Below are 12,674 nucleotides of genomic sequence, written 5' to 3'. Positions count from 1 at the left end.
GCCGGTCGGATCAGGCGCGTCCCAGAGCCGGTCGGATCAGGACTGCCGATCCAGCAGCGAGCCCAGCATCTGGTCCTCGCGGCGGATCAGCGCAGCGTTGGCAGCAAAGGCCACCACCTCTGCCTTGGCGGCCAACAGGTCACCCAGCGGCGCGGCCGGGTCGGCATCGCTAGCTGGGATCACGCGGGTCTCCACCCCACCCTGCGCTGCCGCTTCGCGCTGCAGTTGCAGGCGCGGTGCATCCGCGGTCGCCAGGTTGGCCACGTTGTGCGCGGCCACCTGCGCACCCCGCTGGGCCGCACGCATCCCGCTGAGGGCAATACCGGTCACATCGTTCATCGGGGGTCTCCCAGGCCGCCCAACGCAGCCCTCCGGACCGGTTAACGGCCGCGCGGCTGCGACCTTGAGTCCACGCCGGGCAGACAGGCCCGGGTGGTAGCATATCCCTCTGATTTCAGCGCCTTTTGCCAATGCTCAGTTTTTTCCGCCGCAAGAAGCCCCAGGACGCCGCCACACCGGATGCGCCCAAGACCCAGCACTACTCGGCTGAAGAGCTGGCGGCGGCATTCCCGTCGGCCGCGCCGCCCGAGCAGGCGCCGGCCGCACCGGTAGCCCCGCCCGTGGCGGAAGCGCCTGCCCCGGCTGCCACGCCCGAAGTCGTCGCGCCCGCAACGTCAACCGCACCGGCCCCGCAGGCGACGCTGGAAGCACCGCAGGAAACCACTGTGCAAGCCCTGCCGGACCGCGTGCTGGCACCGGAGAACTTCGCAGCCGAAGCGGCCGCCGCCGCTGCGGTCCTCGCTCCGCTGGCCCCGGTCATCCCCGCGCAGGAACCGGCCGCCCCGGCCGCCGACCTGCCGGTGCTGGTCGATGCCCCACCCGCCCCGGCCGGCAAGCCCGGCTGGCGCGAGCGGTTGCGCAACAGCGCTTTCGCCCGCAGCTTCGGCGGCCTGTTCTCGCGTAATCCCAAACTCGATGACGACCTGCTGGACGAGATCGAGACCGCACTGCTGACCGCCGACGTCGGCGTTGCCGCCACCACCGAGCTGATCGCCGACCTGCGCAAGCGCATGAAGGCGCGCGAATTCATCGATGCCAACGCCCTGCTGGCGGCACTGCGCGCGGACCTCATCGCGATCCTGCAGCCGGTGTCCAAGCCGCTGGTCATCGACCGCAACGCCAAGCCCTTCGTGGTGCTGACCGTCGGCGTCAACGGCGTCGGCAAGACCACCACCATCGGCAAGCTGGCCAAGCGCTTCAAGGACGAGGGCCACAGCCTGATGCTGGCCGCTGGCGATACCTTCCGTGCTGCCGCCGTGGCCCAGTTGCAGATCTGGGGCGAGCGCAACGGCGTGGCCGTAGTCGCGCAGGGGCAGAACGCCGATGCCGCCTCGGTGGCCTACGACGCACTCCAGGCCGGCAAGGCCCGCGGCACGTCGGTACTGATCGCCGATACCGCCGGCCGCCTGCACACCCAGTCCGGGCTGATGAACGAGCTGGGCAAGATCCGCCGCGTGCTCGGAAAGATCGACGAGAACGCGCCGCACGAAGTTCTGATGGTGATCGACGGTACGACCGGCCAGAACGCGCTTTCGCAGCTGCGCCAGTTCAATGCCGCGGTCAAGGTGACCGGCCTGGTGGTGACCAAGCTGGACGGTACCGCAAAGGGTGGCGTGGTGTTCGCGCTGGCCCGTGAGTTCGGCATTCCGATCCGTTTCGCCGGCATCGGCGAGCGCCCGGAAGATCTGCGCGTGTTCGATCCGGAAGCGTTCGTCGACGCCCTGTTGCCCGAAGCGCTGGGCGCCTGATACACCGTGCAGCCACGCATGGCGTGGCTCTACTGCAACCCGGTAGAGCCACCCCACGTGTGACCGGCCGCTGCCATAGTAGAGCCACCCCATGGGTGGCTGCCCTTGGAGCACCAATGCCCCGCCAGCCGAACGCCAGCGCCACGCCCGCTCATGAGCAGGGCTTCGTCGCCCACCTGCTGCACTGGTTCGACAACCACGGCCGCCACGACCTGCCCTGGCAGCATCCGCGCAGCCCGTATCGGGTCTGGTTGTCGGAAATCATGCTGCAGCAGACCCAGGTGGCAACGGTCATTCCGTACTTCCACCGTTTCCTGCAGCACTTCCCCACCCTGCCCGACCTTGCCGCCGCCAGCAACGACGCGGTGATGGCGCAGTGGGCCGGGCTGGGTTACTACGCCCGTGCGCGCAATCTGCATGCCGCCGCCAAGCGCTGCGTGAGCGAGCATGGGGGCGAGCTGCCGCGTGATTTCGATGCCCTGCACGACCTGCCCGGCATCGGCCGCAGTACCGCCGGCGCGATCCTCAGCCAGGCCTGGAACGACCCGTTCGCGATCCTCGACGGCAACGTCAAGCGTGTGCTCAGCCGCTATCACGGCGTCGAAGGCTTTCCTGGCCTGCCCGCCGTCGAAAAGCAGCTGTGGGCCATCGCTGAAGCGCAGGTCGCGCAGGTACCGGCGGGACGCATGGCCGACTACACCCAGGCGCAGATGGACCTCGGTGCGACGGTCTGCAGCCGGTCCAGACCGGCCTGCGTGATCTGTCCCCTGCAGGCCGATTGCGTGGCACGTCGCGAAGGCCGTACGGCCGAGCTGCCAACAGCAAAACCGAGCAAGGTGCTGCCCGAACGCGAGGCGGTGGCCCTGCTGCTGCGCGACAAGCAGCAGCGCGTGCTGCTGCAGAAGCGGCCGGATACCGGCATCTGGGCGCAACTGTGGACGCTTCCGCAGGCAGATGCGGGCAGCGAGCTGCAGGACTGGTTCGACGTGCACGTCGATGGTTCACTGGAAGATGCCGAGGAACTACCGGTGCTGCAGCACACCTTCAGCCACTACAAGCTGCATCTGCAGGTATTGTCACGGCAGGTGCACGGCCTGCGCGTGGAAGAACCCACGCTGCGCTGGGTCGGCGCTGCCGAACTGCCCGCACTGGGCTTGCCAGCCCCCATCCGGAAGCTGCTTGATGGCACCCCCATCAAGACCCCGAAGCAAACCTCCGCGAAATCCCGCAACCACAAGTGAGTGCCATGCCCCGAACCGTCTTCTGCCAGTACGAACAACGCGATGCCGAGGGCCTGGACTTCGTGCCTTACCCGGGTGAGCTCGGCCAACGTGTGTTCAACCACATCGGCAAGCCGGCGTGGACCGCATGGCTGGCACACCAGACCATGCTGATCAACGAGAACCGCCTGTCGCCACGAAAGCCGGAGCATCGCGCATTCCTGGAAACGGAACTGGTGAAGTTCCTGTTCGAGAAGGACGCAGAGAAGCCTGCTGGTTTCACCCCGGAAGCCTGATCTGGAGGCAGCGCCGGGCCATTCCCGGCGTTCACGCATCCGCCGGGCATGGCCCGGCGCTACCGGCCTATTTCGTGGACTCTTCGCGTTCCTGCACCTGTGCCTGGCGCATTTCCTTCTCCTCTGCCCGCAGCGACTTCACGTCCAGCTTGCGGATGGTCTTGATGAAGCACGGCATGCGCGGGCCACCGGTCGGGTCGCGCACCAGCACCTTGTCGAACGGTGCGGAAACGCGGCCCATGTGGCTGGTCAAGCCGATCGCTGGCGCGTAGGACAGATCCGGGCACGGCCCGCTCAGCTCCAGCAGGTAGGCCTCGCTGGGCTTGGTCCACACCGCCAACGCGCTGTCGCCCAGTTCGGTCCAGCCATTGAGGCTGCCGAAGAACTGCATGTCCTTCTGCGGTGCGCCTGCGTGGGCACGATACAGCTCCAGCTTCTCGGCACTGCCCAAGCGGCCAGTGGTTGCGCAGCCAGCCAGGGCCAGGCACAGCCCGGCGATCAACAACGGTGTCTTCATGGCGATCTCCACGGACGAACTGTGCACATCATGCGCCCAGTCAGGCAGCGCCGGCGCGACGGCCGGCGGCCCAGTTCAGCCGTTGGTCGGCGGTCCCAGGTCGCCCGCTCAGACGTCGGCGTGGGCCAGCGCGTGCAGGCGCCCTTCGCGCAGCTCCAGCACCCGGTCCAGGCGCCGCGCCAGCGAGCGGTCATGGGTGACCAGCACCAGGCTGGTGTGGCGGGCACGGTTGAGCTCCAGCATCAGCTCGAACACGGTCGCGGCCGTGCGGTCATCGAGGTTGCCGGTCGGCTCGTCACCCAGCACGCAGGCCGGGTGATTGACCAACGCGCGCGCCACTGCAGCACGCTGGCGCTCGCCACCGGACAATTCGCCGGGCTTGTGGTCCAGGCGATGGCCGAGGCCGACCGATTCCAGCAGCGCGGTCGCACGCGTACTGGCCTCCGCCACTGCGGTACCGGCCAGCATCACCGGCATCATCACGTTTTCCAGCGCGGTGAATTCCGGCAGCAGGTGGTGGAACTGGTAGACGAAACCCAGCGCCTGGTTACGCAGCAGGCCGCGCGAGGTGTCCGACAGCGCGGACATGCGCTGGCCGGTGACGTAGACCTCGCCCGCGGTGGGCGTGTCCAGCCCGCCCAGCAGGTGCAGCAGCGTGCTCTTGCCGGCACCCGAGGCGCCGATGATCGCCACCGTCTCGCCGGCGGTCACCATCAGGTCCAGGCCATCGAACACCGGGGTCTGCATCCGCCCTTCAGCGTAGGTCTTGCCCAGCGCTTCGGCACGGATCACTTCATCGCCGCGATTGAAGACCTTATTCATAACGCAGGGCCTCCGCCGGCTGGGTGCGTGCTGCCCGCCAGGCGGGATACAGAGTGGCCAGGAAGCTCATCAGCAGCGCGACCAGGGTGATCACCACGATGTCGCTGGTCTGCATGTCGGTAGGCAGGCCGGTGATGTAGTACACGTCCTCCGGCAGCAGCTTGACGTTGAACACCGACTCGATGGCGCCGAGGATGCGCTCCAGATTCAAGGTCAGGGTAATGCCGCCGATCAGGCCTGCGAGGGTGCCGAAGATGCCGATCAGCGAGCCCTGCACCATGAACACCTGCATCACCCCGCCCGGGGTCAGGCCGAGGGTGCGCAGGATCGCGATGTCGGCCTGCTTGTCGGTCACCAGCATCACCTGCGATGACACCAGGTTGAACGCGCCCATGGCAATAATCAGCGAGAGCAGGATGCCCATCACCACTTTTTCCATGCGCAGCGAGTGGTACAGGTTGGCGTTCTGCTGGGTCCAGTCGCTGACCCGATAGGCGCCGCCGAGGTTCTGCGCCAGGTCCACGCCCACCTCCAGCGAGCGGTCCATGTCATGCAGTTTCAGGCGGACACCGGTGGCGCCATCGGAACGCAGTACGCGCTCCAGGTCTTTCATGTTGGCAAAACCCACACCGCGATCGACTTCGTTGTAACCGGCCTCGAATATGCCGCTGACGGTGAAGCGTTTCATCCGCGGCACCGCGCCGGCCGGCGTGCCCTGCACTTCCGCGAAGGTCACCAGCACCTGGTCACCGACGTCCACTCCCAGCCAGACCGCCAGTTCCTTGCCCAGCAGCAGGTTGAAGCTGCCCGGGGTCAGGCTGCCGTAGCTGCCCTTGGTGACCTTCTTGTCGATCACCGATACCTTCGGCTCCAGCGCCGGGTCGATGCCCTGGATGATCGCACCCTGCACACGCGGGCCACTGATCATCGACTGGATCTCGATGTACGGCGCAGCACCTGCCACGCGCGGGTCCTTGTTGGCCACGTCGACCACGCGCATCCAGTCCGGCATCGGTTCGCCGTCGCGGCTGATGGTGGTGTGTGCGGTCATCTGCAGCAGGCGGCTGCGGATCTCCTTCTGGAAACCGCTCATCACCGCCAGTGTGGTGATCAGCACCGTCACCCCGAGCGCGATGCCCAGGATCGATGCCATCGAAATGAAGGAGATGAAGCCGTTGCGGCGCTTGGCGCGCAGGTAGCGCAGGCCAATGGCCACGGGAATGGGTTTGAACATGCAGGCACGCCAGTCGATTCAGCCTATGGTGCCACCGACCGGGGCTTACGGGAAACGGCGCGTGCGGATACGGCCAGTCGCAGTTCACGTCGCTGCCCGCGATCGAGTACATCCGGCCAGAACAACAGCCGTCGACGGCGCCAGCCTTCGCGCCACTGCAGCAGCAGCCAGGGCCCGCGCACCACCAGTCGCGGCTCGGGAATGTCCTGCCCGTCCACGCGCAGCGGCTCAGGCAGGGGCGGCAGCTGCAGCAACGCACGGGGCCGCCGCAGGCGCCAGGCCAGCTCGGCCAGGCCCAGCACCCAGACCCCGATCAGTACGGGAACGAGGTGCGCCGACGGCAGATCCGAGGCACGCAGCAGCCACGGCGCGGCCAGAAGCACCGCCAGTTGAGCGCTGGCCTGCAGCCGCGAGGGGCGCCACTCAAAGCTTGAGGGCGAGGATCTTGTGCATGAGGGGGACGGCGTGCGCATGTGGGCAGGCCTCGTAGCCCATGAACCAGCGCCACAACTTATCGTCCTCGCAGTCGAGCAGGAACAGGAAAACCTCGCGCTCTTCGGTCGGCGCACTGCTCCATTCGCGGTCCAGGTAGCGACCGAACAACTGGTCCAGTTCGCGCATGCCGCGCCGGCAACGCCAACGCAGCTTCTTCAGCAGAACATCGTCTTCCATCGTGTCTCTCCAGATACAGCAAAGCCACGCATGGCGTGGCTCTGCTGGGAGGTGCAGCCACGCGTGGCGTGGCTCTACCGGGAACAGCCGGGCCGTATCAGGCGCGGCGTTCCATCATCAGCTTCTTGATCTCGGCGATCGCCAGCGCCGGGTTCAGGCCCTTCGGGCAGGTCCGGGCACAGTTCATGATGGTGTGGCAGCGGTACAGCTTGAACGGATCTTCCAGATCGTCCAAGCGCGCACCGGTGTCCTCGTCGCGCGAATCGATGATCCAGCGGTAGGCCTGCAGCAGGATCGCCGGGCCCAGGTAACGCTCGCCGTTCCACCAGTAGCTCGGGCAGCTGGTCGAGCAGCACGCGCACAGGATGCACTCGTACAGACCGTCGAGCTTCTTACGGTCTTCCGGCGACTGCAGACGCTCACGGTCCGGCGGTGCCGGGGTCTGGGTGCGGATCCACGGCTTGATCGAGGCGTACTGCGCATAGAAGTGGGTCAGGTCCGGAACCAGATCCTTGACCACGTTCATGTGCGGCAGCGGGTAGATCGGCACTTCCTTCTTGCCGCAGTCCGAGATGGCTCGGGTGCAGGCCAGGGTGTTGGTGCCGTCGATGTTCATCGCGCACGAACCACAGATACCTTCGCGGCACGAGCGGCGGAAGGTCAGGGTCGGGTCGATCTCGTTCTTGATCTTGATCAGCGCGTCCAGGACCATCGGGCCGCAGGCGTCCAGATCGACGTCATAGGTGTCGGTGCGCGGATTGCTGTCGTCGTCCGGACTCCAGCGGTAGATCTTGAAGGTGCGCACGTTCTTGCCGCCGGTCTTGGCGGGGAAGTGCTTGCCCTTCGTGATCTTGGAATTCTTGGGGAGTGAAAACTCGGCCATGGCTGCTCTCGTTGGCTCAGGCGGCCCGCGCCCGAGGGCGCGGATTGCATGTTAGGCGGGGTCGGATCAGTACACGCGCGGCTTCGGCGGCACCACGGACACGTCATCGGTCAACGTGTACATGTGCACCGGACGGTAGTCGAAGCTGCACTTGCCCTTCTCGTCCACGCTGACCAGGGTGTGCTTCTGCCAATTGACGTCGTCGCGGTCCGGGAAGTCCTCGTGCGCGTGTGCGCCGCGGCTCTCCTTGCGCTGCTCGGCCGAGTTGATCGTCGCCACCGCGTTCAGCAGCAGGTTGTTCAGCTCGTAGGTCTCGATCAGGTCCGAGTTCCAGACCAGCGAACGGTCGGAGACCTTCACGTCCTGGAACGAATCGAAGATCTTGTCCATCTTCTCGCAGCCTTCCTTCAGCGTCTGGCTGGTACGGAAGACCGCCGCGTCGGCCTGCATGGTGCGCTGCATGCGATCGCGGATGACCGAAGTCGGAGTATCGCCGTTGGCGTGGCGCAGTTTGTCCAGCAGGCCCAGCGCCTTGTCGCAGGCGTCGGCCGGCAGGGTCTTGTGCGCCGCACCCGGGGTGATCGTCGCCGCGCAACGGTTGGCCACCGCACGCCCGAACACCACCAGGTCCAGCAGCGAGTTCGAGCCCAGGCGGTTTGCACCGTGCACCGAAACGCAGGCCGCTTCGCCGATGGCGTACAGGCCCGGCACAACCGCATCGGGGTTCTCGCCGTCCTTGCGCACCACTTCACCGTGGTAGTTGGTCGGAATGCCGCCCATGTTGTAGTGCACGGTCGGGATCACCGGGATCGGCTGCTTGTGCACGTCGACGCCAGCGAAGATGCGGGCGCTCTCGGCGATGCCCGGCAGCTTGTCGTCGATCACGCCCGGGCCGAGGTGGGTCAGGTCGAGCAGGATGTGGTCCTTGTGCTCGCCGACGCCGCGGCCTTCGCGGATCTCGATGGTCATCGAACGGCTGACCACGTCGCGCGACGCCAGATCCTTGTAGTGCGGTGCATAGCGCTCCATGAAGCGCTCGCCGCTGCTGTTGCGCAGGATGCCACCTTCACCGCGGACACCCTCGGTGATCAGGCAACCGGCGCCGTAGATGCCGGTCGGATGGAACTGCACGAACTCCATGTCCTGCATGGCGATGCCGGCGCGCATGGCCAGGCCGCCACCGTCGCCGGTGCAGGTGTGCGCCGAGGTGGCGCTGAAGTAGGCACGGCCGTAGCCGCCGGTGGCCAGCACCACGCCCTGGGCGCGGAACAGGTGCAGCGTGCCGTCGGACATGTCCAACGCCAGCACGCCGCGGCAGGCGCCTTCGTCATCGAAGATCAGGTCGAGTGCGAAGTACTCGATCATGAAGCGCGCGTCGTGCTTCAGCGACTGCTGGTACAGCGTGTGCAGCATCGCGTGGCCGGTACGGTCGGCCGCCGCGCAGGTACGCTGCGCCGCCGGGCCTTCGCCGTACTGGGTGGTCATGCCACCGAACGGACGCTGGTAGATCTTGCCTTCGGCGGTGCGGCTGAACGGCACGCCGTAGTGCTCGAGCTCGATGATCGCCGGAATCGCTTCACGGCACATGTATTCGATGGCGTCCTGGTCGCCCAGCCAGTCCGAACCCTTGATGGTGTCGAAGAAGTGGTAACGCCAGTCGTCCTCGCCCATGTTGCCGAGCGCAGCGGAGATGCCGCCCTGGGCGGCGACGGTGTGCGACCGGGTCGGGAAGACCTTGGTCAGGCACACGGTCTGCAGGCCCTTGGCGGCCAGGCCGAACGTGGCACGCAGGCCGGCGCCGCCGGCGCCCACCACGACCATGTCGTACTTGTGTTCGGTAATCTTGTAAGCGGACATCTAGTCTGGATTCCTGTCTTGGCGCCTGGGCTCAGGCAACGCCGAGGGCGATGCGGCCCACCGCAAACACACTGACGATCATGCCGAGCACGGCAACGAACTTCACCGCGGTCTGCAGCACCAGGGCCAGCAGCGATTCGTGGATGTAGTCCTCCAGCACGACCTGCAGGCCGAGCTGGGCATGCCAGAACATGGCGATCAGCAGGCCGATCAGCGGAACGGCGTTCCACGGCTTGGCGATCGCGGCGGTGGCGGTCACGTAATCCGAGCCCAGCAGGCCCAGCACGAACACCAGGAACCAGATGCCCAGCACCACCAGCGCGGCGGCGGTCAGGCGCTGATGCACGAAGTGCTCGGTGCCGGTCTTGGCCGAACCGAGACCGCGCACGCCCTTCAACGGGGTACGGAACTTGCTCATGCGGCACCTCCGAACAGCACATAGGCCCACACGGCCAGGGTGATCAGCAGGCTGCCGATCACCGACATCCAGCTGCTGCGGATGAAGGTGGCAATGCGGAATCCGATCGCGAAGTCCTGCACGATATGGCGGATGCCATTGCACAGGTGATAGGCGAACGACCATGTCCACGCGAACAGGAACACGCGGCCATACCAGGCCCCGGCATGGCCGGTGAAGCAGTTCCAGGATTCGGGCCCCATCATCAGAGCCAACAGGCCTCCGGCGATGATGAGGGCACCAACAGACAGAAAGACGCCAGTGGCTCGATGCAGGATCGAGGTGGCCATCTGAATCTGCCAGCGATACACCTGAAGGTGCGGAGAAAGGGGACGTTGTCTGGTCGCCATTCGCTGGGCTCGTTGTCTCGGCTGGGCGGCATAAGGCCGCGTTGGCTCAATGCTGATCAAAAATCGATGCAGCGTCCGTTTTTTTCCCAATCGCCATACCGCACCGGATCAAGTCCGCCGCGGCCACCGAATTCCTCTTCCACCTCTGGTTGTTCCACGGGCACAGGGACCGGGGGAACCAGCGGGGCTTCAGCTTCGGCGTCGGGAGTGGGGGTTGTTTGGCCTATCATGATGGGTCTCGCAACGCACAAATTTTAGACCTCGTTCACGTGCCTGACAACCTTCCCCCTGCTTTCGTCGCATATCCGCGCCTGCCCGGCCATCAATTGCTGAGCCTGCAGGGCGTGGATGCAGTGGCTTTTGCCCATGCCCAGTTCAGCAGCGATGTGACCGCCCTGCCCCTGCTGCATTGGCAGTGGAGCGCGTGGCTGAGCGCCAAAGGCCGCACCCTGGCGGTGTTCCAGCTGCTGCGGCTGGCCGATGATCATGTGCTGCTGGTGCTCGCTGACGGTGATGCCGATGCGATTGCGTCGCAACTGCAGCGCTTCGTGTTCCGCCGCAAAGTGAAATTGCAGGTGCATGCCGACCTGGCAGTGGCCGGGGCCTTTACTGCGCCGGAAGCCGCCACCGGCGCTGCCATCGCGCTGGCTGGCAGCCACGGCTGGGAGCTGGACCTGGGCAGCGACGCACTTCCCCGCACGCTGCGCATCGGCCCGGTCGAGGCCTTCCCGGCCAGCGACGAAGCCGAGGACGCCGCCTTCGCCCTGGCCTGGCGCCAGGCCGACCTGCGCTTTGGCCTGCCGCGACTGGAAGCGAGCCAGCGCGAGGTGTGGACCCCGCAGCAGCTGGGCCTGGACCGTCTCAACGGCTACAGCGTGAAAAAGGGCTGCTACCCCGGTCAGGAAATCGTCGCGCGCACCCACTTCCTCGGCAAGGCCAAGCGCGCGGTGCAGCTGCTGCATACCGCAGCACCGGCGCAGGCCGGCGATGGCGTGCAGCAGGACGGTACTGCGCTGGGTAGCCTGGCCAGTGTGGCCGGCGTTCTGGCACTGGCCGTGCTGCCGCTGGAGACCGGCGACGGCGAACTGCAGGTGGGTAATGCGCCCGCGCAGCGGATGCCGCTGCTGGACGGGTTGGCGCGCTGAGGCGCCGATCCGGTACGTCATCCACGCATGGCGTGGATCTACTGAACCCTGAGAGAAAGGTAGTGCCGGCCGCCGGCCGGCACTAACGGTAACGGTAACGGTTAGAGTCGCTCGCCTGTTTCCGCATTGAAGAAATGCAGGCCCTGCGGGTGGATCGCCACCCGGATGTCCTCGCCCACGCCCGGCAGCGACTGCGGCGCCACGCGCATGGTCAGCGCGTGCTGGCCGCTGCTCATGTTGACGAAGATCTCGTTGCCGACCGGCTCGATGCCTTCGACGCGCGCGGTGAACGCGTGCGTGTCTTCGCTGTCTGCCGGTTGCAGGTGTTCGGGACGTACGCCCACCGCGATCGGCTTCTGCAGCCAAGCCGGATCGATCGTCGCCTGCCCCAGCGGAGCACGCCAGTCGCCGTCGACCACGGTCACGCCACCGGCATCGCCCTGCAGCGTGCCGCGCAGCACGTTCATCGCCGGGCTGCCGAGGAAACCGGCCACGAACAGGTTGGCCGGACGGTCGTACAGCGCCATCGGCGTATCGATCTGCTGGATGACACCGTCCTTCAGCACCACGATGCGCTGGCCGAGGGTCATCGCTTCGACCTGATCGTGGGTCACGTAGATCATGGTGGTGCCCAGCTTGCGGTGCAGCTGCGCGATCTCGGTGCGCACGCTGTGGCGCAGCTTGGCATCAAGATTGGACAGCGGCTCGTCGAGCAGGAACACCGCCGGCTCACGCACCAGCGCACGGCCCAGTGCAACACGCTGGCGCTGGCCGCCGGACATCGCCTTGGGCAGCTTGTCCATCATCTCGGTCAGGCCCAGCGTCTGCGCAGCTTCGCTGATGCGCTTGTCGATGGTGGCCTTGTCATGGCCGCGCAGCTTCAGGCCAAAGGCCAGGTTCTCGGCCACGGTCATGTGCGGGTACAGCGCATAACTCTGGAACACCATCGCGATGTCGCGATCTTTGGGCGCCACGTCGTTGACCACGCGATCGCCGATGGTCAACGTGCCGCCGCTGATCTCTTCCAGCCCGGCCACCATCCGCAACAGGGTCGACTTGCCACACCCGGACGGACCGACCAGCACCATCAGTTCGCCGTCGGCGACCTCAAAGGTGGCGTCCTTCACCGCGACCTGGCCGTTGTCGTAGACCTTGCGCACACCCTGCAACTGCACTTTTGCCATTTCACTCATCCAGTCCGCCCGACGCCGGGCTGTCTTTTGGGACTGCCTCGGCCCTCCCGATGGCAGTGATGATTGCGCGGTTGCCGCATGACGGCGACCACTGCAATCGAATACAGTTGCCCATTCTGCCATGTAAACGTTTTCACGTGGCACTATCCGACAGTCGGTGCGCGCCGACCTGCATCGTCGACCGAACGAAGGGTTGCCGCTGTAGTGGTTTCGATTGGAA

General features: G+C 66.2%; 16 protein-coding genes. 4 read left to right on the top strand and 12 right to left on the bottom strand.

Annotated features, from left to right (window positions below):
- Positions 1–36 precede the first annotated feature (36 nt).
- Complete coding sequence (locus tag WKB25_RS01990; protein WP_340568422.1) at positions 37–339, bottom strand: hypothetical protein; 303 nt, start codon at positions 337–339, stop codon at positions 37–39.
- A gap of 131 nt (positions 340–470) precedes the next feature.
- Between WKB25_RS01990 and ftsY the strand changes: the two genes are divergently transcribed.
- The 3 genes from ftsY (at position 471) to WKB25_RS01975 (ending at position 3,324) form a co-directional block, all read left to right on the top strand.
- Entirely contained in the window at positions 471–1,808 is a 1,338-nt protein-coding gene (gene ftsY / locus WKB25_RS01985) for a signal recognition particle-docking protein FtsY (protein WP_340568421.1), read from the top strand.
- Positions 1,809–1,924: 116 nt separating this feature from the next.
- Positions 1,925–3,049 (top strand): A/G-specific adenine glycosylase, encoded by a 1,125-nt coding sequence (gene mutY / locus WKB25_RS01980; RefSeq protein ID WP_340568419.1) that lies wholly within the window; start codon positions 1,925–1,927, stop codon positions 3,047–3,049.
- Positions 3,050–3,054: 5 nt separating this feature from the next.
- Complete coding sequence (locus tag WKB25_RS01975) at positions 3,055–3,324, top strand: oxidative damage protection protein (protein WP_025878821.1); 270 nt, start codon at positions 3,055–3,057, stop codon at positions 3,322–3,324.
- Positions 3,325–3,391: 67 nt separating this feature from the next.
- Here WKB25_RS01975 and WKB25_RS01970 read toward each other — a convergent pair whose 3' ends face one another.
- The 10 genes from WKB25_RS01970 to WKB25_RS01925 form a co-directional block, all read right to left on the bottom strand.
- The gene (locus tag WKB25_RS01970) at positions 3,392–3,841 is read right to left on the bottom strand and encodes a DUF6491 family protein (protein ID WP_093820190.1); all 450 of its coding nucleotides are present in this window, start codon (positions 3,839–3,841) and stop codon (positions 3,392–3,394) included.
- A gap of 108 nt (positions 3,842–3,949) precedes the next feature.
- Entirely contained in the window at positions 3,950–4,663 is a 714-nt protein-coding gene (gene lolD / locus WKB25_RS01965) for a lipoprotein-releasing ABC transporter ATP-binding protein LolD (RefSeq protein WP_340568417.1), read from the bottom strand.
- A complete protein-coding gene (locus WKB25_RS01960; protein ID WP_025878818.1) occupies positions 4,656–5,897 on the bottom strand; it encodes a lipoprotein-releasing ABC transporter permease subunit in 1,242 nt (413 codons plus the stop codon). The genes lolD and WKB25_RS01960 overlap by 8 nt, the downstream gene beginning before the upstream one ends.
- Positions 5,898–5,920: 23 nt before the next feature.
- Entirely contained in the window at positions 5,921–6,280 is a 360-nt protein-coding gene (locus WKB25_RS01955; RefSeq protein WP_340568415.1) for a hypothetical protein, read from the bottom strand.
- A gap of 40 nt (positions 6,281–6,320) precedes the next feature.
- Positions 6,321–6,569 carry a succinate dehydrogenase assembly factor 2 gene (locus WKB25_RS01950; RefSeq protein WP_340568414.1) on the bottom strand — a complete coding sequence of 83 codons (249 nt, stop codon included), beginning with the start codon at positions 6,567–6,569 and terminating at the stop codon, positions 6,321–6,323.
- A 97-nt stretch (positions 6,570–6,666) separates the two neighbouring features.
- Positions 6,667–7,452, bottom strand: coding sequence for a succinate dehydrogenase iron-sulfur subunit (locus WKB25_RS01945; protein ID WP_025878815.1), 786 nt, complete (start codon positions 7,450–7,452; stop codon positions 6,667–6,669).
- A 66-nt stretch (positions 7,453–7,518) separates the two neighbouring features.
- The gene (sdhA, locus tag WKB25_RS01940) at positions 7,519–9,309 is read right to left on the bottom strand and encodes a succinate dehydrogenase flavoprotein subunit (protein ID WP_025878814.1); all 1,791 of its coding nucleotides are present in this window, start codon (positions 9,307–9,309) and stop codon (positions 7,519–7,521) included.
- Positions 9,310–9,340: 31 nt separating this feature from the next.
- Positions 9,341–9,727: a succinate dehydrogenase, hydrophobic membrane anchor protein gene (gene sdhD, locus WKB25_RS01935; protein ID WP_025878813.1), complete on the bottom strand. Its 387-nt coding sequence runs from the start codon at positions 9,725–9,727 to the stop codon at positions 9,341–9,343.
- Positions 9,724–10,116 (bottom strand): succinate dehydrogenase, cytochrome b556 subunit, encoded by a 393-nt coding sequence (gene sdhC, locus WKB25_RS01930; protein ID WP_025878812.1) that lies wholly within the window; start codon positions 10,114–10,116, stop codon positions 9,724–9,726. Before sdhC ends, sdhD begins: the two co-directional genes overlap by 4 nt.
- Positions 10,117–10,172: 56 nt before the next feature.
- Positions 10,173–10,346, bottom strand: a complete 174-nt coding sequence (locus WKB25_RS01925) for a DUF1674 domain-containing protein (RefSeq protein ID WP_080149151.1) — start codon at positions 10,344–10,346, stop codon at positions 10,173–10,175.
- Between the two features lie 39 nt (positions 10,347–10,385).
- Here WKB25_RS01925 and WKB25_RS01920 point away from each other — a divergent pair, with 39 nt between their 5' ends.
- Positions 10,386–11,261 carry a folate-binding protein gene (locus WKB25_RS01920; RefSeq protein ID WP_340568411.1) on the top strand — a complete coding sequence of 292 codons (876 nt, stop codon included), beginning with the start codon at positions 10,386–10,388 and terminating at the stop codon, positions 11,259–11,261.
- 101 nt (positions 11,262–11,362) lie between these two features.
- Here WKB25_RS01920 and ugpC read toward each other — a convergent pair whose 3' ends face one another.
- Positions 11,363–12,445, bottom strand: a complete 1,083-nt coding sequence (gene ugpC / locus WKB25_RS01915; protein WP_340568410.1) for a sn-glycerol-3-phosphate ABC transporter ATP-binding protein UgpC — start codon at positions 12,443–12,445, stop codon at positions 11,363–11,365.
- Positions 12,446–12,674: the final 229 nt, after the last annotated feature.

Source organism: Stenotrophomonas sp. G106K1 (assembly GCF_037969685.1).
Taxonomy (GTDB): Bacteria; Pseudomonadota; Gammaproteobacteria; order Xanthomonadales; family Xanthomonadaceae; genus Stenotrophomonas; species Stenotrophomonas lactitubi.
This window is presented reverse-complemented; position numbering and strand designations above follow the sequence as displayed.